Annotated in this window: 19 protein-coding genes; 4 read left to right on the plus strand and 15 right to left on the minus strand. The window is 69.9% G+C overall.

Translation table 11 applies throughout. The features are described 5' to 3' along the window. Positions 1-5: 5 nt before the first annotated feature. From wecB to gmd, 10 genes are all read right to left on the minus strand, one after another. Complete coding sequence (wecB, locus tag JUB13_RS04315) at positions 6-1,088, minus strand: non-hydrolyzing UDP-N-acetylglucosamine 2-epimerase (protein ID WP_207477490.1); 1,083 nt, start codon at positions 1,086-1,088, stop codon at positions 6-8. After that, on the minus strand, positions 1,085-2,149 hold the full coding sequence (locus JUB13_RS04320) for a polysaccharide biosynthesis protein (RefSeq protein WP_207477491.1): 1,065 nt from the start codon (positions 2,147-2,149) through the stop codon (positions 1,085-1,087). The genes wecB and JUB13_RS04320 overlap by 4 nt, the downstream gene beginning before the upstream one ends. Before the next feature lie 14 nt (positions 2,150-2,163). Beyond that, positions 2,164-3,021 carry a sugar nucleotide-binding protein gene (locus JUB13_RS04325; protein ID WP_207477492.1) on the minus strand — a complete coding sequence of 286 codons (858 nt, stop codon included), beginning with the start codon at positions 3,019-3,021 and terminating at the stop codon, positions 2,164-2,166. 222 nt (positions 3,022-3,243) lie between these two features. Continuing rightward, the gene (locus tag JUB13_RS04330; protein WP_207477493.1) at positions 3,244-4,401 is read right to left on the minus strand and encodes a glycosyltransferase family 4 protein; all 1,158 of its coding nucleotides are present in this window, start codon (positions 4,399-4,401) and stop codon (positions 3,244-3,246) included. 39 nt (positions 4,402-4,440) lie between these two features. Beyond that, on the minus strand, positions 4,441-5,094 hold the full coding sequence (locus tag JUB13_RS04335) for an SAM-dependent methyltransferase (protein WP_207477494.1): 654 nt from the start codon (positions 5,092-5,094) through the stop codon (positions 4,441-4,443). Positions 5,095-5,185: 91 nt separating this feature from the next. Further along, on the minus strand, positions 5,186-6,310 hold the full coding sequence (locus JUB13_RS04340; RefSeq protein WP_207477495.1) for a glycosyltransferase family 4 protein: 1,125 nt from the start codon (positions 6,308-6,310) through the stop codon (positions 5,186-5,188). A 230-nt stretch (positions 6,311-6,540) separates the two neighbouring features. Then, positions 6,541-7,212, minus strand: a complete 672-nt coding sequence (locus JUB13_RS04345) for a class I SAM-dependent methyltransferase (protein ID WP_207477496.1) — start codon at positions 7,210-7,212, stop codon at positions 6,541-6,543. 120 nt (positions 7,213-7,332) lie between these two features. Next, positions 7,333-8,559: a glycosyltransferase family 4 protein gene (locus JUB13_RS04350; RefSeq protein ID WP_207477497.1), complete on the minus strand. Its 1,227-nt coding sequence runs from the start codon at positions 8,557-8,559 to the stop codon at positions 7,333-7,335. 75 nt (positions 8,560-8,634) lie between these two features. Continuing rightward, positions 8,635-10,974 (minus strand): FG-GAP-like repeat-containing protein, encoded by a 2,340-nt coding sequence (locus tag JUB13_RS04355; RefSeq protein WP_207477498.1) that lies wholly within the window; start codon positions 10,972-10,974, stop codon positions 8,635-8,637. A gap of 389 nt (positions 10,975-11,363) precedes the next feature. Further along, positions 11,364-12,464, minus strand: coding sequence for a GDP-mannose 4,6-dehydratase (gene gmd, locus JUB13_RS04360; RefSeq protein ID WP_328702863.1), 1,101 nt, complete (start codon positions 12,462-12,464; stop codon positions 11,364-11,366). A 198-nt stretch (positions 12,465-12,662) separates the two neighbouring features. On the opposite strand from gmd, the gene fcl reads away from it, so the two are divergent. Together fcl and JUB13_RS04370 are read left to right on the plus strand one after the other, a co-directional pair. Then, the gene (fcl, locus tag JUB13_RS04365; RefSeq protein WP_207477500.1) at positions 12,663-13,634 is read left to right on the plus strand and encodes a GDP-L-fucose synthase; all 972 of its coding nucleotides are present in this window, start codon (positions 12,663-12,665) and stop codon (positions 13,632-13,634) included. 61 nt (positions 13,635-13,695) lie between these two features. Next, a complete protein-coding gene (locus JUB13_RS04370) occupies positions 13,696-14,511 on the plus strand; it encodes an FkbM family methyltransferase (RefSeq protein ID WP_207477501.1) in 816 nt (271 codons plus the stop codon). 62 nt (positions 14,512-14,573) lie between these two features. Here JUB13_RS04370 and JUB13_RS04375 read toward each other — a convergent pair whose 3' ends face one another. The 5 genes from JUB13_RS04375 to JUB13_RS04395 form a co-directional block, all read right to left on the minus strand. Beyond that, the gene (locus JUB13_RS04375; RefSeq protein ID WP_207477502.1) at positions 14,574-15,851 is read right to left on the minus strand and encodes a glycosyltransferase family 4 protein; all 1,278 of its coding nucleotides are present in this window, start codon (positions 15,849-15,851) and stop codon (positions 14,574-14,576) included. 19 nt (positions 15,852-15,870) lie between these two features. Beyond that, positions 15,871-16,743: a glucose-1-phosphate thymidylyltransferase RfbA gene (rfbA, locus tag JUB13_RS04380; RefSeq protein WP_207477503.1), complete on the minus strand. Its 873-nt coding sequence runs from the start codon at positions 16,741-16,743 to the stop codon at positions 15,871-15,873. Then, on the minus strand, positions 16,740-17,639 hold the full coding sequence (rfbD, locus tag JUB13_RS04385; protein WP_207477504.1) for a dTDP-4-dehydrorhamnose reductase: 900 nt from the start codon (positions 17,637-17,639) through the stop codon (positions 16,740-16,742). The genes rfbA and rfbD overlap by 4 nt, the downstream gene beginning before the upstream one ends. 2 nt (positions 17,640-17,641) lie before the next feature. Then, complete coding sequence (rfbB, locus tag JUB13_RS04390) at positions 17,642-18,718, minus strand: dTDP-glucose 4,6-dehydratase (protein WP_236024740.1); 1,077 nt, start codon at positions 18,716-18,718, stop codon at positions 17,642-17,644. A 109-nt stretch (positions 18,719-18,827) separates the two neighbouring features. Beyond that, a complete protein-coding gene (locus tag JUB13_RS04395; protein WP_207477506.1) occupies positions 18,828-20,474 on the minus strand; it encodes a tetratricopeptide repeat protein in 1,647 nt (548 codons plus the stop codon). A gap of 184 nt (positions 20,475-20,658) precedes the next feature. Between JUB13_RS04395 and JUB13_RS04400 the strand changes: the two genes are divergently transcribed. Both JUB13_RS04400 and JUB13_RS04405 read left to right on the plus strand, forming a co-directional pair. Further along, positions 20,659-22,869, plus strand: coding sequence for a tetratricopeptide repeat protein (locus JUB13_RS04400; RefSeq protein WP_207477507.1), 2,211 nt, complete (start codon positions 20,659-20,661; stop codon positions 22,867-22,869). Then, positions 22,866-24,047, plus strand: coding sequence for a glycosyltransferase family 2 protein (locus JUB13_RS04405; protein ID WP_207477508.1), 1,182 nt, complete (start codon positions 22,866-22,868; stop codon positions 24,045-24,047). The genes JUB13_RS04400 and JUB13_RS04405 overlap by 4 nt, the downstream gene beginning before the upstream one ends. Positions 24,048-24,061 lie beyond the last annotated feature (14 nt).

The raw sequence follows: 24,061 nt of genomic DNA on the forward strand, positions 1-24,061 counted from the left end.
GCTCGTCAGAGATCGCTGGACAGGACAAGACGGGCGACGATCGAGGACACGTCGGGCCGAAGGTATTCCGGCGGCACGCTGGGGCTGGCCCCGAGCGCCAGCGCCGCGACGGCGGCCTGCTCGATGGCGCCGGCCTCGACGCCCGAGAGGATGGATCCGCCGAACTCGCGGATCTCCGGCCGCTCGGTCGTGTCGCGCAGCGTGACCTGGGGGACGCCGAAGATCGCGCATTCCTCCTGCACCGTGCCGCTGTCGGACATCACGAGCTTCGCGTGGCGTTCCAGATGCACGAAGTCGAAGAAGCGCAATGGGGGCAGGAAGCGCAGGCCCGGCCCGTCGAGGGCGATGCCCGCGGCCTCGGCCTTGGCGCGGGTGCGCGGATGGGTGCTGCAGATCACCGGCAGCGCGAGCCTGGCCGCGACGGCCCGGAGACCGCCGAGAAGCGAGGCGAGCCGCACGGGGTCGTCCACGTTCTCGGCCCGGTGGAAGGTCACGAGCACGTAGCCACCGGGCTCCACCCCGAGCCGGGCGAGCGCGTCCGACTGCGCGGTGGCGGCCGCGTGGTGCTCGATCACCTCGTGGATGGGATTGCCCGTGACGAAGATCCTGCGCCCCGGGATGCTTTCGTCCAGCAGGTTCTGCCGGCTGCGCTCGGTGTACGGCATCAGCACGTCGCTGGCATGGTCGATCAGCCGGCGGTTGACCTCCTCCGGCACCCGGTCGTCGTAGCAGCGGTTGCCGGCCTCCATGTGCAGGACCGGAATGCCCATGCGCTTGGCCATGAAGGCGCAGAGCGCGCTGTCCGTGTCGCCGAGCACCAGCAGCCGGTCCGGACGCTCGGCCGCGAAGACGGCCTCGCAGCCCGCCAGGATCGCGCCGATCCGCTCGCCCGCCGTGTCGCCCCGGATGCCGAGGCTGACATCGGGCGCGCGGACGCCGAGATCCGCGAAGAACACATCGCTCAGCGCGGGATCAAAGTTCTGGCCGGTGAAGACGACCCTGTGCTCGCACAGCCCGTCCAGCCGTGCGATCACCCGCGACAGGCGGATGATCTCCGGGCGTGTCCCGAGGACAGTGACGACCTTCATCGCAGCAGCTCGTCCTCGTCTTCGGCGACGTCACCGATCAGCAGGCGGTTGCGCGCCAGCAAGTCGCGCACCCCGGCCAGGTCCAGGAGATCGTCGCTGGAGCAGAACCGGCCGATACCCGGCTCGGCGGCGTCGGCAGCGCTGCGCAGGTCTGGCAGCAGCGGGCCGATCACATAGTAGCCATGGCGCGCCCGCGTGCGCGCAGCCTCTTCCTGGGAGACCAGCACCTCGTGCAGCTTCTCGCCGGGGCGGATGCCGACGACCTTGGTTGCCACGGGCCGATCACCCACCAGAACCCTGGCGACATCCGTGATGAGCGCCCCGGGTACCCGAGGGATGAAGGTCTCGCCACGTGCCCCGTGCTCGACCGCCGCCAGGACGGTGTCCACGGCGTCCTCCAGGGTCAGCAGGAACCGGGTCATTCCGGGATCGGTGATGGTGACGGGCCCGCCCTTGCGGATCTGCTCGTGGAACAGCGGGATCACCGACCCGCGCGAGGCCAGCACGTTGCCGTAGCGCACCAGGACGAAGCGGGTGTCGGGACAATCGAGGTTCGCGCCGGCGAAGACGCGCTCCTGGATCGCCTTGGTCATGCCCATCACGTTGACGGGCTCGACCGCCTTGTCGGTGGAGATGCCGACGACGACCTGGACCGGAGCGTCGAGCTCCCGGATCGCGCGGACGATGTTGTGGGGGCCGCCGACATTGGTCAGCACGGCCTCGTGCGGGAAGTACTCGCAGGTCGGCACCTGCTTGAGCGCCGCCGCGTTGAAGATCACGTCGGCGTCGCGGACGGCCGCGGCAACGGATGCGAAGTCCCGGACGTCGCCGATCCGGAACCGTACGATGTCGTCGAAGTTCCGGTAGACGATATCGTCGGTGGCCACCGCCTGCCGGGCGTAGCGCGTACGCAGCGCGTGCTGCTTGGCCTCGTCGCGCGAGAAGATCGTGATGCGCGCGGGCCGGCCGGCCGACCCGCCCAGCAGCCGCTTAAGCAGGACCTTGCCGAGGGACCCGGTCCCGCCGGTGACAAGAACCCGCTTGTTGTCGAGGAAGGCCATCTTCGGTTCCGTTCTCAGCTTCGTTCGTAGGCCGCATCGTCGGCGGCAAGTTCGCGGACCATGTCCGGCCAGGCCGGGATGGCGATCCCCGTGGCCTCGAGGAACCGGGATCCGTCCAGGCTCCGGTCGATCGCCACGCCGTCGTCGGACTCGATCGCGATGGCCGATCCGAACGCCTGAGCCAGCAGCTGCAGCAGGTCGAGCTTGGCGATCGGCGCGCTGGCGACCTGCCAGACGCCTTCAAGCGCGGGATGGTCGCGCACGACCCGCTCGACGACCTCGGCGGCGACCGCCGTCGTCAGCCCCGAGAAGACCGCGCGCCGGTAGCCCTTCACGGGACCGCGCTGCGCGAGGAACCACTCGACAAGGCCGACCGGCGACCAGGGGCAGCGTCCGATCAGCGAGGTGCGCAGCGTGATGCATCCCGGCCCGCCGACCTCGCCGAGCCATTTCGTGCGCCCGTAGACGTCCTCGGCGTCGGCGGTATCGGTCTCGCGGTAGCCTCCACGCCTGCCGCTGAAGACGCAGTCGGTGGAGAAGGACACGAGACGTGCGCCGCGCCGGCCGCAGAGCGCCGCCAGCCGATGCGGGAAAAGCGCGTTCACCGCAATCTGCGTGGCCGTGTCGACCTGGAGCTGCTTGATCACGCCCACCGCATTGACGACGACCTCGGGCGCGAAGGCATCCATCGCCGCTTCCAGGGCCGGCTCGTCCCGCACGTCCACGCCGGCGAAGATCTCGGCCCCATCGAGGAAGGGCGCCGCGCCGGGAGGCAGGCGGCGCAGGACGGCGGCCACGGAATGCGTGCGGACGAGCCGCTGGACGACCTTGTGGCCGAGCATCCCGGCTGCACCGACGACGAGGATCCGCACGCCCGACCGACTCCGATGTCCCTGAGGCGCCGCAAGCGGCGCGGCGCCCCGCGGCAGGTTGCCGAACGGCCAGCGCCGGTCACAAGGATGTGCGGGATAAGGGTTTATAAGTCCTTAAACCACGGGTTCGGCGCGGCCGCTCAAGGGCTCTCTTCCTGGGAATATTGCAGACTCGAAGTAACGTGCCGCCGCATTCCTGGAGACGGCCGCGCAGACGGTCGATCAGGTCAGTTCGGCCATGGCGAAGACGCGTTCCATGTCCTCTGCGAAGCGTCGCTCCGAGAAGCAGCCTTCGGCCCGCAGTCGGGCGGCCGCGCCGTGTTCGACGCGCTGTACAGGGTCGGCCAGGATGGACAGGGCGTCGATGAACTGGGGCACCATCTCGAAGCTGTCGAGATCGATCAGGAATCCAGTGTCCCCCAGCACCTCGGGAAGGCCGCCGACGCGGCTGGCGATCACCGGTCTGCCCTTGGCCATGGCCTCGGCCGGCGCCAGGCCGAATCCCTCGTTCCTGGACAGGTGGATCAGGACGTCGGCGGAATCCAGCAGCATTTGGGGATGCGGATCCCAGCCGGCGAAGTTCAACAGGTCGCCAATGCCGGCTTCTGCGACGCGGCTGCGCATGTCCGCCAGCATGGCGCCGTCGCCGGCCCAGGTGAAGCGGCATCCCAGGCTCCGCAGCGCGGACGCATGGTGCTCGACCAGGCGCACCAGGAGATCGGGCGCCTTGTAGTCGACGACATGGCCCATGGTCATGCAGTGGAGCTGGCCCGGGGCGACGCCCAGGCGCGCCCGGGTCGCGGCGGCGGCGGCGTCATCGGGCGGCCGGAAGAAGTCCGCCCGCACGGGATTCCAGACCACGCGGATCCTCTCGCGCGGCACGGAGAAGACGTCCGCCAGGAGCCCGGCATTGTAGTGGGACACGCAGACCGAGCCGGCAGATGCAGCGTTCAGGGTGATGAAGTCTTCGACCAGCACACCCGGGACCGCCCCCACGAGGTCGGGGGCGCAATTGTGCTCGACCGTGATCCAGCGGCACCCGGCATAGCGCGCCGCACGGCGGGCGCCCAGGTTCGAGACGGCGCAGTTGTTGCTGAAGACCACGAGGTCCGGCCGCTCCGCCTCGAGGAACTCCAGCGCCGGGCGGACGGAGAATGCCTGGGCGAGGATCGGCGGCTGGATCCCCTCGGGCAACGGGATCCGGACATGCCCCGCGAAGCGCACCGCGTCGGGATCGTCCAGCCGAAGGTCCCATTCCTCGATGTGAGCAAAGCGCGCCGCAGTCCCGCGCGCCTCGAGCCAGCGCGCCAGGCTGCGCAGATAGGTGCCTCCCCCGCCGGACAGGTCGCAGTCCGCCCACACGACGACGCGGTTCGGCATGCCGGCCCTCCTCGGCCTGTCCTGAACGGACCCCCGGGGTCAGGCGGGACGCCGGAAATGGCCCCAGTGCCAGAGCGCCGTCTCGGCCACCCGATCGGTCCGGATCTCGGCCTGCAGGCCCACGGCCTCGGCTAGATCCATGATGTCCCAGCACGTCCAGTTGACGGAGGGCTCGTAGGTCGCGAGCTCCGCATCCTGCTGCCCGTAACCCCGGCTCTCCAGGAACTGGATCACCATCGATCCCCCGGGGGCCAGCTTGCGCGCGAAGCCAGCGAAGTAGTCGCGCACGAGGTCCCGCGTCAGGTGCTGCATCACGACGATCGAGAAGACGAGGTCGATGCCGTCGGGAATCCCGTCGCGCCAGAGCTCGGCGAGGACCGGCGTGAAGTTGCGGACGCCATGCTCCTCGAGGAAACGGTGAGCCTTCGTCAGGATCCTGGCGCTGACGTCGATGCCGTAGACATGCGCGACCTGCGGAGCGATCTGGAGCGTGTCGCGGCCATAACCGCACCCGACCACCGCGACCTGCATGTCGGGCCGCAGGGACAGAAAGCGCGCCAGCGTGTCAGTGGCGTCCCGGCCGAAGGCCTTCAGGCCGCCATAGCACTGATGATTCTCGAAATAGTCGGCGTCCTGAAGCGCCCGCCAGTGGGCGACGTTCGACCGGAGCGCCCCGGCCCCTTCCGCGGTCATGGGAGGTTCCCGACAGATTGCGTCGGCGGCAGGATACCACACCGCGCGCCGATCCACACGGGCGGCGCGCAAAGGAGGCCCGGACTGCGCCTCAGCGTGGCGGAATCGCCGCGACCTGGCGGGCGATGTCGCAGAGGCGGCCTGCGACGCGGTCGGCGTCCAGCGTCGTCCGGCTGGCGTTCAATGCCCCTTCCGAGCAGGTCCGGTAGAGCCCCGGATTGTCGAGCAGCATCTCGACCGTCGCAGCGAAGCTCTCGGCGTTGGTCTGGCCGGCGATCAGCCCTGTGCGGCCATGCTCGACCTGCTCGACAAGCCCTCCGACCGGCATCGCCACGACAGGGAGGCCCAGCGAATAGGCTGCCGGGATCACGCCCGACTGGCTCGCCTCGCGGTAGGGCGCGACGATCAGGTCGGCCTCGTTCAGGATCGGCCCGATCTCGCGCTCGGGGATCCAGCGCAGATCAAGCGTCACGCCCGGCTTGCCGTGCAGCCCGCCGACCAGTGCGGACCGGCCGGTGCCGACGATTCGCAGCTCGACCTCTCGCCGCCCTCGCAGGAGCCTGTAGGCCTTGGCCAGCAGGTCGAGGCCCTTGTATTCGAGGAGACGGCCGAAGAAGAGAAGCCGCGGCGGACGGTCGGTCGGCAGGCTCCGCGGGCTCTCGCGCCGTGCGGGCGGGTCGAAGACGAAGCCGGCATGGGGGACGGTCCAGATCCGGTCGGCGGGATAGTTGTGCGTCGCCAGCGCCGCGCGGCGCACATGCTCGGAGAGCACGACCAGGCCGTCCGTCGCGGCCAAGTCCATGGCAAGGTGCTGCTGCCAGAACGGATAGCTCTCGCCGGGATGCGGCTCGGCGTCGTGGAGCTCCATCAGGACCCGCGCGCCGGCCTCGCGGAAGGCCGGGAACACCACGCTGCTCCAGGGATGGCGCATCACGCAGAGCACGACATGGATATTCCGTTCGCGGACCAGCCGCGCCATGCGCGCACGGAGGATCGGCAACCTCAGGCTGTTCACCAGGGCCGAGCCGATCCCCGTGTACGTATCCACATGGAATCCGGGCAGGCCGAGCTCAGAGGTCTCGTAGAACAGCTCGGACTGTCGCGAGAGGGAGACAGAGAGATCGACGTCGTCCCTGGCGCGCAGCGACTTCACGAGATCATGGGTCAGCCTGACGGATCCGCCGCGCCGGCCCCAGCACCAGACGAGAAGGTTCAACCTCCGCTCGCCTAGCTGGGACACCTCCTGACCATCTCTGAACAGGGTGTCAGAGAACACTCAACCACCGCCCTTTTGATGCGCCCCGGCGCGACGCGAACAAGGCCGCACCGTAGCCGCTCGCCCCTCGCCTGTCCATTGCCGGGTCGCCCGGGATGCGCCGCAATCCGTGCGCGGCGATAGGCGGCGCCCGCCCTGCGTGCGCCACTCCGCACCTCGTTTGTACCCCACTATGCGACCGGCGCAGGCTTCGGGACGAGGTTCGGGTTGTCGCCGGGATTGTCGCCGCGGAACACGAAGACGAGCCAGCGATAGAAAGCCACGCCCACGACGTTCCTGGTGATCCAGGGTACGTCCCCGGAGAAGCTGGCAAGATGTGGCCATTCGGCGCAGGGGAAGCCGGGAGGCCAGTAGTTCACGTGATCCGTGAGGTTGCGCAGGGCGTTGATGACGACGTTATTGAAGTCGGACACTACGCCGCCGGTATCCTCCATCACGAAGATGCCGTGCTGCGAGAGTTGAGGGAAGAACGTTTCGAAGGCCTTGATCTGGTGGTGCGGAAGATGGCTGCCGTCGTCGACCACCAGGTCGAAGGGGCCGCGATGGAGGACGCTCGCCAGGAACTCGTCGTCGTTCTGGTCGCCGATATGGACGAGGACGCGCCCTTTTTCGTGGCGCTTGCAGTCCGGGTCTATATCGATTCCGTGGATCAGCGCGTTCGGAAAGAACTCCTCCCACATGCGCAGGGAGGCCCCGGTCTGGACGCCGATCTCGAGCACGGAGCGGACCTCCTCCCTGAGATCGCGCAGATGCGTCCAGTAATGCTGGAGATAGTTGTGCGCCTGCTTCGTGGCGCCGTGCTTTATCCCGAGCTCCTCAAGAGGGTTCGACCTGTACTGCAAACGACGCTCCGTTGCTGGGCTCGGCGGGATCTTGCAAATCGGCCCCGCAACAAGGCTAGCACGGCTCCCACCGGCCTCAAAGCTCGCCGCCAAGGAACCGTGGGCGCAGCGGGCCTGCGCCTAGCCGATCAGCGGTTCGACGACGCGCCGGTACGCCTCGAGCCCGAGCCGCTGGCGCAGTGTGGCGGCCGCCAAGCCGCCCATGCGCGTGCGCAGGCCGGCATCCTCGGCCAGCCGCCGGAGCCAGGCCGCGGCGGCGCCCGTGTAGGGGTCGGCCCAGAGCGTCCGGCCGAGCTCGTAGGTGCCCTGCGGATCGGTCGCGGGCACCAGCCGGAAATCCACCAGCGCCGCCGTCTCCGGCGTCATGAAGTCAAGATTGCCGGACCATGCCGTGGCGACGACCGGCTTTCCCAGCAGCATGGCCTCTGCAGGGACCAGGCCGAATCCTTCAGCCCTGTGCAGGGACAGCACGATGTCGGCGCAGGCCATCAGAGCCGCGAGCGTTGCGGCGTCCTGGCGCTGCTCCAGGACGCGCACGTTTGGGGCCCCGCCGATCGCATCACGGAGCGCACGATAAAGCTCCGGCGCGTGGTCGGCATTCACGAGCTTGAGTACCAGGATGCGCCGGGGATCATCGCCGAAGGCGGTCTTGAATGCGCGCAGGGCGCCTAGCGGGTTCTTGCGGGTGAAGCCCGAGGCAAGGTTGAAGACCGTGAGGACGACCAGCGCGTCGGCGGGAAGCCCGAAAGCGGCACGGTCCAGCGGCGCCGGAACAGGAGGCCGGTAGCCGACGGGATGCGGGACCACATGCACGGGAATCCCGAGGCCGCGGCCGAGCGCCTCGGCCGTGAAGCGGCTGGGAGCCCAGACCTCGTGGACGAAGGGAAGCCCGGCCCTCCAGGTCGGCGGCACCTCGGGCAGCTCCCACGCCCAGTAGCCGATGACGCGGCGCCCGGTGATGTGCCTGCGGCCCAGCCGCATCAGCGCATAGGGCATGTGCGGCGCGTTGACATGCACGATCAGGGGACCGTCGTCTCCGGGCCGGCCTTCCGGCCCGAGCGGCAGGTCGACCATGTCGCGGGTGCGGAACGCAGCGCTGACGTCGAGATGACGAACCTCGCGCCCCAGCGCGCCCATGGCATCCATCATCAGCCGGGCCCCCTCGCCCAGCCCGTTCGCCGCGCGCAGCAGCCCGGCGACGGTGACGGGCTGGCCCGGGTGCGGCGCCGGCGCCGGCCGGCTTGGGCGCGCGGCGAGGATCGCCGGGATCCCGGCGGCGATCCGGCGCCGGGGTTCACGCGGCAGTCGGCGCCAGACGCCGTGGAGAAGGGTCAGGACCTTTGACACGGGACGTCCTGCTGCATCGGTGGGGCAATCTAGGCAGGCCTGACGCCGAGCGCCAGCGGAAGGCAGCGTCCCCGATCAGACGAGGACGATGTCCTCCGGCCGCACCGTGGTCCGCTCGAACCGGGCGAGCCGGACGGCCTCCTGGCCGGGCGCACCGGCCAGCAGGTGGCTGTCCGACCCGTCGAAGGCGATCCACACCCCCGCGCCACCACCTGTAATTCCTGCCATGGCGGTCTGGAAGGCGGCAACGCCACCCTCGGACCTCAGCTCGACGTTCTTGACGGGGCCGGCGCCGGCGAGGCCGGGAAGTCGGTCGAGGACCACCGCGTCCATCCCGGACCGGAAGCCGAGAACCGCGTCCCCACCCTCGCCGAGGTCGCGGAAGACGATCCGGTCGGCGGCCGCCCCGGACCACAGCGTGATCACGTCGGCACCGCCGCCGCCCGTGATCACGGACCCTCCGCCGACGACGTCCACGATATCGTCCCCGGCCGAGCCGATCAGGGCCTCGACGTTCTCGACGACGATCCGCGGCACGTCGGCGCCGATCGCGATCTCGTCGAAGCCGGCCCCTCCCCGCAGGCGGTCGATGCCCGAGACGGTCAGGCGGTTTCCGCCATCGGGCAGCGCCGGCGCATCGGCCAGCGCCGCGGCCGTGGCCGCGGTGGTGGCCCGGAAATCGTTGGCGACGACCGAGCCCCCGCGAACGTCCCACCAACCGAACGCGCCGACCGAATCCTCGGCGAGCAGGTCCATGGCGCCGTCAAGGTTATAGTCGCCGATACCGACGACCTCGGCACCCGAGGGATCTGCGTCGCGGATCACGCCTGCCCCGACCGCGCCGGTGCCGTTCAGCGCCCATCGGACCACCCCGTAGTCCGGGCGCTGCCAAACGAGGTCCGCACGCCCGTCGCCGTTGGTGTCGCCGACCGCCGCGAGGCGCCAGCTCTCCGGGACCCCCGTGCCGACGACGCTGCTGACGAGAACGGAGGTTCCGGCCATCCGCCACACGGCGACGCTTCCATTCCCATGCCGGAACACGAGGTCCGCGCGCGCATCGCCATCGGCATCGGCGGCCGAGACAAGCTGCCATTGCAGGTCGCGAAGCTGCCCGAGCGACGCGTACTGGCGGACCGAGCCGGCGCCGTCCATGATCCAGGCGGCGAGCCCGCCATTGGGGTTCTGCATGATCAGGTCGGGACGGCGGTCGCCGTCGAGATCGGCTGTCCCACGGATGGTCCAGAAGGGGTCCCGCAGGGTCCCAATCACCTTCGTGGCCTCGACTGCGGCCCCGTTCATCGTCCACAGCGCAATTGTTCCGTCGCTGCGCTGGAACAGGATGTCGGCCCTGCCGTCGCCCGTGAGGTCGGCAGTACCAGCAACCTGCCAGCGGGGATCCCGCAGGGTGCTGACCACGGATTCTGCGTAGGTGCCGTTCGATCCGACCCGCCACAGGACGAGTGCTGCGTCCTCGCGGCGGAACAGCACGTCGGTGAGGCCGTTGCCGTCGAAGTCGCCTCCGATGCCACGGAAGGGACTGCCCGGCGCGCTGGAGGACCCGCCTGTCCCGCCGCCCGAGCCGCTGCCCACGGGGATGGCCAGCGTGCTGTCGATCCACCCAGCGAAGGACGAGATTCGCGTGTCGACACCGAACTCGCCGAACGAGAAGTTGATGCCGGCGACCGCGTCGGTCGGCCCCCAATAGGTCATGCCGTAGGAGGTGATCCCGGCGATTCTGTTCCCGATGAAGACGGGACCCCCGGAATCGCCGCTGGTCGCCGACACCTCGCCAAGTCCGAGGCCGAGGTTGGATAGGCCGTAGTAGTGGCCGAAGGCATCCCGCTCCACCGTGCCGTCGTCGAAGTCGTAGGCGAGCTGCGTCCCCGCAGGATCGCCGTCGCCGACGAAGATCGACCCGAGCGCATCGTACCGGTTCAGCCCCTGCCGCTTCGTCGGAGCTCCCGTCCCTGAGGTGACGCGGCCGTTGGCGCCGGTGCCGGGCACCCCGTAGCCCACCCGCCTGACCGTCTGGCCGACTTCGTCCGTCCCGCGATGGATCTCGTAGCGCTCGGCGCCGGTTGGGGCCGGCGCCGCCAGCTCCACGATCGCGATGTCGTTGATCAGCCGGGAGGTGTCCCAGCCGGGATTGATCCGCACCGTGTTGATGCCGATCAGGTGGCTTCCCGAGCTCATGTTGAAGATCACGTACGCGTTGCTGCCGGTCCAATGCTCCGCCACATGGGCCGCGGTGAGCACGTGCTGGCCTGTCGACAGCAGCGCCCCGCTTCCGTAGATCCCGCCGAAGGTGACCATCCCGACGCCGTCGTAGCCCGTGCCTGGGCTGACCAGGTAACGGGAATCGAACGCGTTGGCGGCGGATACCGAGACCAGGGGAAGGATCGTGCTCTGTGCCACGATGATGCCATGAATACGGGAGCGGGCGCAGGGAAGCGCAACCGCGGAACGCAATCGCAGCTTGGATGGCCTGGGATTAATGGCTTGCTAACGGCCGGGACGGCAGCGCACCGTCATGCCGATTGCACGCGCCAAGCCCTGCGCGACCTCAGCACCGCCCAGGGATTGGCGGTGGAGCGGAACTCAACTATGGCACAGGCGATGTTCATGTCGCCCATGGGTCCGGGCAGCCGAGGCAAGTAGGCGGCAGGGAACCGGCTGCTCGCGCACCATGCCCGCGAAGAGCCCATCCGTGACCTTCTCAGCGCCGCAAGCTGGTGCAGGGCCAGCAGAAGCTGCTTGCCCTGCATGCCGATCAATCCGGGCGCATCGCGTCCCGGACAGCGCCCTCAATCGGCCCCGGTAAGGGCTCTTGCGAAGGGCGAGGCGACGGGATCGATGCCGTTGCCCTTGGGATCCATGACGTGCAGGTCGCTGCGCACCATCTCCGCGACGAGATCGCGGAAGGACGTGCTGTGCGTCCAGCCCAGCCTGTCGCGAGCCTTGCTCGGGTCGCCCAGCAGAAGGTCGACCTCGGTCGGGCGGAAGTAGCGCGGGTCGATGCGCACCCGCACCGCCCCCGTCGCCGCGTCCACCCCGGTCTCCTCGACACCCTCGCCCTGCCACACGATGCGCCGCCCGGTCTCCGCGAAGGCGAGCTCGACGAACTCGCGCACGCTGTGCGTCTCGCCCGTCGCCAGGACATAGTCGTCCGGCTGCGGCTGCTGCAGCATCCGCCACATGCCCTCGACATAGTCCCGCGCATGGCCCCAGTCGCGCTTGGCGTCCAGGTTGCCCAGGAACAAGGTCTCCTGAAGCCCGTGATGGATCGCCGCCACCGCCCGCGTGATCTTGCGCGTCACGAAGGTCTCGCCGCGCGTCGGCCCCTCGTGGTTGAACAGGATGCCGTTGGAGGCATGCATCCCGTAGGCCTCGCGGTAGTTCACCGTGATCCAGTAGGCATACAGCTTCGCTGCGGCATAGGGGCTGCGCGGGTAGAACGGTGTCGTCTCGCGCTGCGGCGTCTCCTGCACCTTGCCATAGAGCTCCGAGGTCGAGGCCTGGTAGAACCGGGTCTTGTCCTCGCGCTTCAGGATCCGGATCGCCTCGAGCAGGCGCAGCGTCCCGAGCCCGTCGGCATTGGCGGTGTATTCCGGCGTCTCGAAGCTGACCTGCACGTGGCTCTGGGCCGCGAGGTTGTAGATCTCGTCGGGCTGGGTCTCCTGGACCAGGCGGATCAGGTTGGTCGCGTCCGTCAGGTCGCCGTAATGCATCAGGAAGCGCACGCCGGCCTCGTGCGGGTCCCGGTACAGGTGCTCGACACGGCCCGTGTTGAACGACGACGAGCGCCGCTTCACCCCGTGCACCGTGTAGCCCTTCCCCAGAAGGAGCTCCGCAAGATACGCACCGTCCTGTCCCGTGATGCCCGTAATCAGCGCTGTCTTCGACACGTCCTGTTTCCCTTCAAACCCCGCCGACGCACCCGAAACACCACCCGGACGCGCGACTGCGCACCATAACCGCCCGCCCGGGCCCCTTCCAGGGCGTTTCGGGTACAAAAATCGGACACAACGCATCGGCAGGTCTGGCGCTTGCCCTTCCGCGAGCACGCCCCTAAGAACAGAACCAAGTTCTGTATGGAGACCTTTATGTCCACCGCTGCCGAAACCTTCGACCTCCGGGGCCGGCGTGTCTGGGTCGCCGGCCACCGCGGCATGGTCGGTTCGGCCCTCGTCCGCCGCCTTGCGCGGGAGCATTGCGAGATCCTGACCGCGGACCGCCAAGCGGTCGACCTGCGCCGGCAGGCCGATGTCGAAGCGTGGATGGACGCGCACCGCCCGGACGCGATCGTGCTGGCCGCGGCGCGTGTCGGCGGGATCCTCGCCAACGACCGGCATCCCGCCGAGTTCCTCTACGACAATCTCGCCATCGAGGCGAACGTGATCCACGCCGCCTGGCGGGCCGGCGTGCGCAAGCTGCTGTTCCTGGGATCATCCTGCATCTACCCGAAGCTCGCCCCGCAGCCCCTGCAGGAGAGCGCGCTTCTGACAGGCCCGCTCGAGCCGACCAACGAATGGTACGCCATCGCCAAGATCGCCGGCATCAAGCTGTGCCAGGCGTATCGCCGCCAGTACGGCTGCGACTTCATCTCGGCGATGCCGACCAACCTCTACGGCGTCGGGGACAATTTCGACCTGGCCGGCAGCCACGTCCTGCCGGCGCTGATGCGCAAGATCCACACGGCCCGGGAGACCCGCGCCCCGACCGTCGAGATCTGGGGATCCGGCACGCCGCTGCGCGAGTTCCTGTTCGTCGACGACCTCGCCGACGGCCTGGTCTTCCTGCTCCGCAACTACTCGGGGGAGGAGCACGTGAATATCGGGACCGGTTCCGAGGTCACGATCCGGGATCTGGCCCGGACCATCGCCGAGGTGGTGGGCTGGACCGGAGAGTTTGTCTTCGACACCTCCAAGCCGGATGGAACCCCGCGCAAGCTGATGGACGTCTCGCGCATGGCCCGCATGGGCTGGACCGCCAGGACCGAGCTGCGCGCCGGCATCGAGGCGACCTATCGCTGGTATCTCGAGACCACGCCCGAGACCGTGCGCGGCCACGGATGAGGCCGAAGCCCCGGACGGCGGCCGGACCGGATATGAAACGAGCTGCGAGGCTGCCGAAGGAATGACGACCTCCGCCCCGATCCCCCTGCAGGTCCAGGGCCTCGGCCGGTCTCTAGCGATGCGGGTGCACGACCGGACCGACATCTTCGTGTCGGCGAGCATCCGGCAGCACGGATACTGGGAGCCGCAGGAGACTCTGGCCTTCTGCAACGCCGTCCAGCCGGGCATGACCGTCGTCGATATCGGCGCGAACATCGGCTACTACACGATCCTGGCGGCGGCGCGGGTCGGCGCCTCCGGGCGCGTCTTCGCCTTCGAGCCGGATCCCGTCAACGCGGCGCTGCTCCGCGAGAACGTGGCGCTGAACCAGCTCGACAACGTCCAGGTCATCGAGGCGGCGATCGGCGCCGATGACGGAGTTCTCCCGCTTCACATCAGCCCGACGAACCTCGGCGACCACCGGCTCTACGACACGGGCGAGGTGCGCGAGGTCCGGCAGGTGGCCGTGCGCTCGCTGGACCGCTTCCTGCGGGCCGGGGCGCTGGTGCCCGGCCTCGTCAAGATCGACACGCAGGGCTTCGAGCCCGTTATCTTCGGCTCGCTCCTGCCCTGGTGTCGCGCGACCGGCCACTGGCCCACGATCTTCTCGGAATTCTGGCCCTACGCCATCGAGAGGGCGGGCGGCTCATACGTCGCCTTCCTGGAGATGCTCCACGAGGCCAATCTCGACTACTGGCTGATCCTCGAGGAATCCCGGCGCGCCGTGCCGCTCCATATCTCCGAGATGCTGCGCCTCTCCCAGGCGGGCTACCGCGAGGCCGCGAACAACGACTTCGCCTTCAACTTCATAGCCCGCAAGCCCCGTTTCCGGGCATGAGCACGCCGCCCCCGGATCGGGACCTTCGGCTTCCGCTCGATCGCGTCGAAGATCCTGAGGATCTAATGCGAGATCCACACCGGGCTCTGAGCCGCCGGGACGCCGCTGGCAATCGGCGGCGACTCCAACGCCCTGGCGAAGGCGGTCAGGCCGCAGCGCTCGGCGATGGCGGCGCTGCCCGCCTCGCCCAGGCGCCGCCGCGTCTCGAAATCCGCAGCGAGCCGCCTCAGCCATGCCGCGGCATGACCGGTATCGGGCTCGGCCCAGTGGCTGCCGTCCCCGTAGATCGCCTCGGGATCCGCGACGGGAACGAGGCAGTGCTCGACGAGGGCGGCGCTGCCGTCCGGCATAAAGTCCAGGTTGCCGGACCAGGCCGTCGCGACGACCGGGATCCCGAGCTGCATCGCCTCCGCCAGCACGAGCCCGAAGCCCTCCGAGCGGTGCAGCGACAGCAGCACGTCCGAGCAGGCCATCAGGGCCGTCAGCTCCGCGTCGGGCAGATCGCCGCGCAGCACCGCGATGTCCGGCCCGGCGCCGCCCGCCTGGGCAAGGACCCCGTCCAGCCACGGCAGCGGACCTTCGCCCCCGATCTTCAGCACAAGGACGGCGCCCGGCCGCCCGCCGAAGGCCTCCCGGAAGGCCCGGATGGTTCCCAGGGGATTCTTCCGCTCGATCCCCGAGGCGGGATGAAAGGCCGTCAGGGCCACGAAATCCTGCTCCCGCAGGCCGAACGCGGCGCGGCCGAGGGCAGCACGCCCGGGCTGCGCGATGGCGACCGGATGCGGCACGACCCGGACGGGTTTCTCGGTCGCCGCGGCGATCGCAGCGGCGCTGAAGGCCGACGGCGTCCAGACCTCGTGCAGATGGACAAGAGCAGGAAGCCAGGCAGCAGGGAGCACCGGCAGTTCCCACGCCCAGTAGCCGACGATGCGCCGCCCCCTGATCCGGCGACGCCCGAGCGCCGCCAGGGCATGGCGCAGGTTGGGAGCGTTGAGATGCACGATCACCGGGCCGCGCGGCGGAGGGGCTCCCGCCTCGCGCGCGGTCCAGCGCGGAGCGGGCAGACCGGGATCGGGGTCATGGAACAGCGCGGTCAGGTCGGCGGCCTCGGGGCACCGGCCGAGCGCGCGAAAGGCTTCCCCCTGCAGGCGCGCGCCGCGCCCGAGGCCGGTCGGGCTGCGCAGCAGCCCCGCGACGGTGGGGCTCCCGTCGCCGGGCGGCGATCCGGCCGCGCGCGGCACCACAATGTCAAGCGCAAGGCCGAGCAGGCGCCGGCGCAGGCCCGGCGGGCAGCCAAGCCAGAGGCGGCGCGCCAGGGCCGCTGGTGTTATGGAGACCAAGGACGATCCGGGTGGGCGGTCAGATCTCGTCGCGGACGATCCGCATCAGGTACTGCCCATATTCGGTCTTCAGCAAGGGACGGGCAAGCCTCTCCAGCGCGTCCTTGCCGATGAAGCCGGACCGGAAGGCGACCTCCTCGATGCAGGCGATCTTGAGGCCCTGCCGCTGCTCAAGGGTGTGGACGAACTGGCCGGCCTCGAGAAGGCTGTCATGGGTTCCGGTATCGAGCCAGGCATAGCCGCGGCCCAGGCGCTCGACTTCCAGCATCCCTTCCGCGAGATAGCGGCGATTGACGTCCGTGATCTCCAGTTCGCCGCGGGGCGACGGCCTGACCTCGGCCGCGTAGTCGGCCACGCGCCCGTCATAGAAATACAGACCCGTCACGGCGTAGTTGGAGCGTGGCCGCGCAGGCTTCTCCTCGAGGCTGAGCGCGCGTCCATGCGCGTCGAACTCGACGACGCCGTAGCGCTCGGGATCGCGCACGGGATAGGCAAAGACCAGCGCGCCACGGTCGAGCTGGGCTGCGCGGCGCAGCTTCAGCTCGAACTGGTGGCCGTAGAAAATGTTGTCGCCGAGGATCAGGCAGCAGGGCTGCCCTGCGATGAAGTCGCGTCCGATCACGAAGGCCTGCGCCAGCCCCTCGGGGCGCGGCTGGACCTCGTAGCGGATGCTGATGCCCCACTGGCTGCCGTCGCCCAGGAGCGCGCGGAACGGCTCGCGATCCTGCGGCGTCGTGATCACCAGGATGTCCCGGATCCCCGCCAGCATCAGCACGGAGAGCGGGTAGTAGATCATCGGCTTGTCGTAGACCGGCAGGAGCTGCTTGCACACCGCCAGAGTGACCGGGTGCAGGCGCGTTCCCGCCCCTCCGGCCAGGATGATGCCCTTCACGATGCCGCCACCCGCTCGGGGCAGAGTACGTCCATGGCCGCGGCCAGCCCCGCCCGCCAGTCGGCGGGCGCGATCCCGTAGGCTAAGCCGATATGGCTGCAGTCCAGGCGGGAATTCGCCGGTCGCCGGGCCCGGACGGGATATTCCGCGGTCGAAATCGGACGGAGCCGCGGGGCGGGAGCGCCGGTCCGCCGCTCGGCCTCGGTGAAGATGGCCTGGGCGAAGCCGAACCAGGTGGTCGCCTCGCGTCCCGTGAAATGGAAGGTTCCCCACCTGGCGGAGCCATCCCGCACCGCCATGGCCACCCGCAGGACGGCGCGCGCGATATCGGTGGCAGGCGTGGGGCAGCCGACCTGGTCGGCGACGATCGCGAGCTCCGGGCGCTGGGTGCCCAGGCGCAGCATCGTCTTCACGAAGTTCGCGCCATGGGACGCGAAAACCCAGGACGTCCGCAGGATCACGTGTCTGTCCAGCGTCCCTGCCACCGCCATCTCGCCGGCGAGCTTGCTGGCGCCGTAGACGTTCAGCGGACAGGGAGCGTCCGCCTCGTCATAGGGCATGGGCTTGCTGCCGTCGAAGACGTAATCCGTGGAGATGTGCACGAGCGGACGGCCCGCGCGGGCGCAGGCGCGCGCCAGGAACAGCGGCCCATCCCGGTTCACCGCGAAGGCCAATCCGGGCTCGTCCTCGGCGCGGTCGACTGCGGTATAGGCCGCTGCGTTCACCACCAGATCCGCGGGATGCCGCTCGATCGCGGCCGCGACCACCTCGGGGTCCGCAAGGTCGGCCTCGACCCGCGACAGCGCGGTGACGGCAACGCCGGGACCATTCAACCCGGCCAGCGCGTCCCCGACCTGCCCCGAGCGTCCGAAGACCAGGATCCGCATGGGGGCCATGCTCAGACGGGCTCCAGCTCGGCGACGGCGGGCGCGGCGCCGAGGCGCGCGCCGTCGTAGCGCTCGCCGCGGATCTCGCGCCACCAATCCTCGTTATCGAGATACCAGCGGACCGTCTGCAGCAGCCCGCTCTCGAAGGTCATGCGGGGCCGCCAGCCGAGCTCGTCCTGGATCTTCGTGGCATCGATCGCGTAGCGCTGGTCATGCCCGGGCCGGTCCTCGACGAAGACGATCTGCGAGCGGCGCGACGGACCGGCCGACGGGCGCAGGGCGTCCAGCACGTCGCAGATCGTCCGCACCACGTCGAGGTTCCGGCGCTCGCTGTCGCCGCCGATGTTGTAGGTCTCGCCCAGACGTCCGCGGGTCAGCACGGTCCACAGCGCCCGCGCGTGATCGTCCACGTGGAGCCAGTCGCGTATGTTCTCGCCGCGCCCATAGACCGGCAAGGGTTTGCCCTCATACCCGTTGATGGTCATCAACGGGATGAGCTTCTCCGGAAACTGATAGGGGCCGTAGTTGTTCGAGCAGTTGCTCGTCACGGTGGGCAGGCCGAAGGTGTGGTGCCATGCCCGGACGAGGTGATCGGAGCTGGCCTTGCTCGCGGAATAGGGCGAATTCGGCGCATAGGCCGTCGTCTCGGTGAAGCGCCCATCGGGCCCCAGCGAGCCGTAGACCTCGTCCGTCGAGACGTGGTGGAAGCGGAAGGCCGCGCGCCGCGCCGGGTCGAGCCCGCGCCAATAGGCCAGCGACGTCTCCAGCAGCGTGTAGGTGCCCACGATGTTCGTCTCGATGAAGGCCGCCGGCGCATCGATCGAACGGTCGACATGGGATTCCGCGGCGAGGTGCATCACGGCATCGGGCCGATGCTCGGCGAAGACCCGGTCGAGGCCGGCGCGGTCGCAGATGTCCACGCGCTCGAACCGGTAGCCGGGATGCGTCTCCACCGATGCCAGAGCAGCCGGGCTCGCCGCATAGGTGAGCTTGTCGACGTTCACCACCTGGACCTTGGCCTCGCGCAGGAGGAACCGGACCAGGGCCGAGCCGATGAAGCCGGAACCACCCGTCACCAGGATCTTCAAGGGAGCTTCCTTTCGATGGAGGTATCCTCGGAGAGGATGCCAGAGCGCGCCGCCGAATGGCGAGGCATCTTTCGGTCGTGGTAATACGCAGGAATAGGACGAGACTTGCTCATGCGGCAGTCGCGCCGAGCTTGCGGGCCGCAGGCACGACCATGATGCGGGACCGGTCATGCCATGCCGCGAAGGCCAGGCGCTCGCCCATGGAGAGCCGCACCGGCGTCTCGAATGTGTGGAGCACCGCGGGCCAGGCGCCGCCCGGCACGGCGCCCGGCCTCTGCTCGAAGATGTGGCCGGGAGCCAAGCCGGCCGAGACCCAGCGCACGACCCCGTAGCAGAGGCCGGTCTTGGCCGCCGGAACGGCGAAATCCCTGCGCCGCGCCTCGAAGCGGCGGGTCCGCAGGTCGAAGCGGAAGAGCTCGAAGGCCACCGACAGCATGTCGGGAACGGTGCCGGGCGGCATGGCGACCTGCCGAGGCCGGAGCGCGTTCATGGGGCTGAGATCGAGCCCGGCAAGGGTGCCGAGGTTCACGAGCCGCTCCACATCCGGGCCGCCGACGAGGGCACCCTGGATGGTGACCGTCTCCGGGACCACCCTGGCCGAGGGATCCAGCAGCCGTGCCCAGGCGTCCTCGATCCGCCCGAGAAGCCCCCCGGACAGAAGATCGCCCGCCGAGGGAGACAGAACGAGCAGGTCGGCGCGACGCGGGAGGTCACGGCCGACCTCGAGCTCGCGGGAGGGCCGCGGCACGATCTCGACCCGGCCGGAAAGCCCGTTCCGCGCCACGGCCTCGCGCGCCACCGCCGCAACCGGCGCGCTGACGCCGCAGCCGACGACGCGCTCTGCGCCGGCCTTCGCCGCCACCATGGAGAGGAGGCCTGGGCCCGCGTCCGGATCGAGGACCAGGTGGCGCGGCTCGACGACGCGGCGCATGGCCGCGCCGAACGCTTCGGCAATCCGGGGGTCGTTCAGCATCGGCACGTCACGCGCCGGCGCCAGCGCCTCAGTCACGTTGTCGAGCGCGCCCTGGGCCTCGAGGCAGCCGGGATCCAGGGTGATAGCGGCCGTCAGGCAGGCATGGGCCTCGACCGATCGCCCGAGGCGGTGCAGCAGGACGCCGAGGCAGGTCTGGGCCAGCGCAACGTCGGGGCGCAGCTCCGTCGACCGGCGGTAGGCTGCCAGCGCCTCGTCGAGACGGCCCCTCGCCTCCAGGACGGTGCCACGGTGCATGTGCGCGGCGGCGAGCCCGGAATCGAGCGCGATGGCGCGCTCGTAGCAGGCGAAGGCATCGTCGACCTGGCCGAGCCGCTGCAATACGGTGCCGAGATGCATATGGCCGAGCGCGTAGCCGGGCTGCCGTCGCAGCAGCTCGCGGTAGCAGGCAAGCGCCTCGTCGAACTGGCCGAGATCCTTCAGCGCGGCGCCGAGATTGTTGAGCGCCTCCAGGAAGTCGGGCTTTAGCGCCAGGGCTTTGCGGTATCCCTGCGCTGCATCGGCGGTGCGGCCGAGGAGGCGTAGAATCTCGGCCCGATTGTTGTGAGAGACCGCGACGCCTGCATCGGCCGCGATCGCAGCGTCCAGATGCCGCAGCGCGCCTTCGTTGTCGCCGCGCTGGCGCCGGACCAGCCCCTGGATATGATACGCCTCCGCGACATCGGGCCGTTGGGCCACGATCTGCGCGAGCACGCGCTCGGCATCATCCAGTTGCCCCGCCTTGAGGAGACCGATCGCGAGTTGGATGGCTTCTTGGATCTGCATGGATTTCCGGCGGCCAGCCACGGCCGCGTATCGCTGCGCCGCGCATCGAAGGGGATGCCAAATTCCGGTTAATAAAACCTCAAGACCGCCGGTTAATAAAACCTCAAGACCGCCGGGCTAGGGTCGCTTCCGGCGGGTCGCAGGGCACGCTGGAACGCCAGCTGAACACCATGGAAAGGCCGAGATGACGGTCCTCGCACCGGAGCTGCGAAGCCAACTGGCCGAGGCGCTCGAACTCCGCCGCGGCGGGAGGATCGGCGTAGCGCGCTCCATGGTCGAGGCGCTGTCGGCCGCCTGGCCCGGGAACGCGATCGTGCACCATCTCCTGGGCACGATCGCGCACGAGGACGGCGACACGCAGGCAGCCATCGCATCCCTCGAGCGCGCCGTTGCGCTCGGCCCCGACGATCCCGAGGCGCACTACAATCTCGGCGTCTGCCGCCAGGCCGCCGGCGACACCCCGGGCGCCGTGGCCGCCTATGACCGCGCGCTCGGCATCAGGCCCGACCATGTCCGCGCGCTGCACGCCCGTGGCAATGCGCTCGCCGCCCTCGGGCGCAGCGACGACGCCAGGGCGGACTATGAACGCGCTCTCGCGACGGATCCCGGCGACGAGGCCGCGGCGGTGAACCTGGCAAGCCAGCTCTTCGCGGAAGGGCGCTACGCCGAGATGGAGGCGATCTGCCGGGCCACCCTGCTCCGATGCCCGGAAAGCGCGAAGCTGCACCAGAACCTCGGCGTCGCGCTGACCCGTATGCAGCGCTGGCCGGAGGCGACGGCCGCCCTGGCCGAAGCCGCCCGTCTGGACCCAGCGAACGCCGAGATCCTCCTGAACCACGCGGCCGCGCTGAACGGCGCCAAGGACACCGCCGGCGCGATCCGCATGTACCAGAATGCGCTGGCCCTTGCGCCTGACCGCGCCGCCGCCTGGACTGCCCTCGGGAATACCCTGCAGGCGCTCGGCAACATGGCCGAGGCCGTCGCGGCGTACCAGAGCGCGCTCGCCCGGGACCCCGCCGTTGCCGAGACGCTGTCGGCCCTCGCGACGGCCCTGCGGTGCCAGGGCCGCCTCGACGAGGCCATCGCCGTTCAGCGCAGGGCGGCGGCGCTGGCGCCCGAGGACGCGAGCGTCGCGTCGGCGCTGCTGTTCCTGATGAACTGCATGCCTGAACTGCCCGCGATCGCCGTGACGCGGGCACACGGCCTCTGGGGCAGCCGGCAGGAGAGCCTTCCGCGGCCGGCCGCCAGGGCGCGCATGCCCGGAGACAGGCTCCGGATCGGTTTCGTCTCGGCCGATCTGCGCGAGCACTCGGTGAGCCACTTTCTGGAGCCGCTCCTGCGCGGGACCGACCGCAACCGCTTCGCGCTGCACTGCTTCTCGGTCAACGAGGCTGCGGACGCCGTGACGGCGCGCCTGCGCAGCCTGTCCGATGCCTGGCACGATGCCGCCGGGCTGGGAGACGAGGCTCTGGCATCGCGCATCCGCGAGGCAGGCATCGACGTGCTCGTCGACCTGAACGGCCACACGCCCGGCAACCGCCTGCGCACCTTCGCGCTGCGTCCCGCGCCGGTGCTCGCCAGCTGGCTCGGCTACGCCAACACGACGGGCCTGCCGGCGATGGACTACCGGATCGTCGATGCCGTGACCGATCCGCCGGGAAGCGAGGCGTTCGCGACCGAGCGGCTGCTCAGGCTTCCCGGCTGCTTCCTATGCTACAGCCCCCCCGAGGACGCGCCCGAAGTGACCCCGCCTCCGTCCTCGGCGGCGATCACGCTGGGATCCTTCAACGACCTCGCCAAGATCAACGGGCAGGTCGTCGGGGCATGGGCGGCGATCATGCGGGCCGAGCCGCGAGCCCGCCTGCTCCTGAAGAGCGGACCGCTGCGGGATGTCGAGGCTCGGATCAGGCTGCTGCGGGCCTTCGCGGACGCGGGTGTCGAGGCCCACAGGATCGAGACGGTGCCCTGGCTTCCCTCCAAGCGGGACCATCTGGCGCTCTATGGGCGCATCGACCTTTGCCTCGACACCTTTCCCTATGCCGGGACCACCACCACCTGCGAAAGCCTGTGGATGGGCGTGCCCGTCCTCACCCTGGCCGGCGACAGCCACGTCGCGCGCGTCGGAGCGAGCCTGCTGGGCACGCTCGGGCTTACGGATCTCGTCGCGACGGATCTCGATGACTACAAGGCCCGCGCGCTGGCGCTCATGGCCGAGCGTCCGCGCCTTGCCGCGCTGCGCACCGAGCTGCGGCCGCGCTTCGCAGCATCGCCGCTGACCGACGCCGCCGGCTTTGCAGAGAGAATGGGCGAGGCCTTCACCACCATGTGGCGGGAGACCGCCGCCGGCCCGGCGACGTCCCATGCCGCCCCCCTGCCCCTCCGGAGACAGACTTGACCGACCTCCGCCCCGCCGTCGAAGCCCTGAACGCGGGCACCCCGCAGACCGCCGCGGCAATCGCGCGGTCGGTCCTCGCCGGACGACCGGGCGATCCCGCGGCCCTCCAGGTGCTTGGCGCCGCGAGCCTCGCGCTCGGGGACACCGCGTCGGCGGTCGACGCGCTCTCCGCGCTCGCGGCCGCGCGGCCGGCGGATCCAGTCGCGGGCTGCAACCTGGGCCTCGCCCTGCGCGCCCACGGCGACGACGCCGGCGCCGAGAAAGTCCTGGAGCGGGCGACAGCCCTGCCCGGCGCGCGGGCAGAGGCCTGGTTCGAACTCGGCATGCTGCGGCTTGCCGCCGGGCGCCCTGCTGCGGCGCGGGCCTGCTTCGATGCAGTAAAGGATCATCCGCGCCTCGGAGCGGAGGCCGCGGAGAACGCGGCCCACTGCCGGCGCTTCGGCGACCCCCTGCCCTCTCCCGCCGCCGCGGCGCCACTGGTCTCGGTCGTGATCCCCTGCTTCAACCATGGAGCCTTCGTCGAGGAGGCTGTCAACTCGGCGCTGGAGCAGGGCTACCGGAACGTCGAGGTCGTGGTGGTCGAGGGCGGCAGCACCGACGGGACCTCGGCCGAAGCGGTGCGGCGACTCTCGCACAGCCGAGTCCGGACACTGTTCCGGACGGCGCCGACCCCCGCGGGCGACAACCGCAACCACGGCATCGCGGCCGCGCGCGGCAAGTATGTCTGCTGCCTGGACGCCGATGACCGGCTCGCCCCCGACTGCCTGGAGAAGGCCGTCTTCTGGCTGGAGGAGCTTGGCTACGATATCGTCGGCTTCGGCGCGCAGGAGTTCGGCGGCGGTGCCCGACGCCGGAACTTCAAGCGCAACCCGACCACCGCGGATCTGCTGGCGGCGAACGAGTTCGTCATCTCAGCGGTGCACCGCCGGACCCTGTGGCAGCGCAGCGGCGGCTTCGTGGATTTCGACCGCTCGGCAGGGCTCGTGCACGAGGACTGGAACTACTGGCTGCGCCTGATGGCGCTTGGCGCCCGCGCGGCGAACCTGACCTGGGAGCGGCTGGCCCTGGTGCGCAACCACGAGGGCGCGCGACAGAGCCTCGACCCTGCCCATCTGCCGAAGGCCGAGCAGATCGCGATCATGCGCGCGGCCAACCGCGATGTGCTGCCGGGCGCCTGACCGCGCCGGGCTCA

Origin of the sequence: Arenibaculum pallidiluteum, assembly GCF_017355985.1 — a bacterium.
GTDB classification, from domain to species: domain Bacteria; phylum Pseudomonadota; class Alphaproteobacteria; order Azospirillales; family Azospirillaceae; genus Arenibaculum; species Arenibaculum pallidiluteum.

Excerpts from the sequence above, each read along its gene's own strand:
- JUB13_RS04395 (WP_207477506.1), bottom strand. The coding sequence starts at position 20,474 with ATGCAGATCCAAGAAGCCATCCAACTCGCGATCGGTCTCCTCAAGGCG.
- JUB13_RS04320 (WP_207477491.1), bottom strand. The coding sequence starts at position 2,149 with ATGGCCTTCCTCGACAACAAGCGGGTTCTTGTCACCGGCGGGACCGGG.
- JUB13_RS04335 (WP_207477494.1), bottom strand. The coding sequence starts at position 5,094 with ATGACCGCGGAAGGGGCCGGGGCGCTCCGGTCGAACGTCGCCCACTGG.
- wecB (WP_207477490.1), bottom strand. The coding sequence starts at position 1,088 with ATGAAGGTCGTCACTGTCCTCGGGACACGCCCGGAGATCATCCGCCTG.
- JUB13_RS04400 (WP_207477507.1), top strand. The coding sequence starts at position 20,659 with ATGACGGTCCTCGCACCGGAGCTGCGAAGCCAACTGGCCGAGGCGCTC.
- JUB13_RS04330 (WP_207477493.1), bottom strand. The coding sequence starts at position 4,401 with ATGCCGAACCGCGTCGTCGTGTGGGCGGACTGCGACCTGTCCGGCGGG.
- rfbD (WP_207477504.1), bottom strand. The coding sequence starts at position 17,639 with ATGGCCCCCATGCGGATCCTGGTCTTCGGACGCTCGGGGCAGGTCGGG.
- JUB13_RS04370 (WP_207477501.1), top strand. The coding sequence starts at position 13,696 with ATGACGACCTCCGCCCCGATCCCCCTGCAGGTCCAGGGCCTCGGCCGG.
- fcl (WP_207477500.1), top strand. The coding sequence starts at position 12,663 with ATGTCCACCGCTGCCGAAACCTTCGACCTCCGGGGCCGGCGTGTCTGG.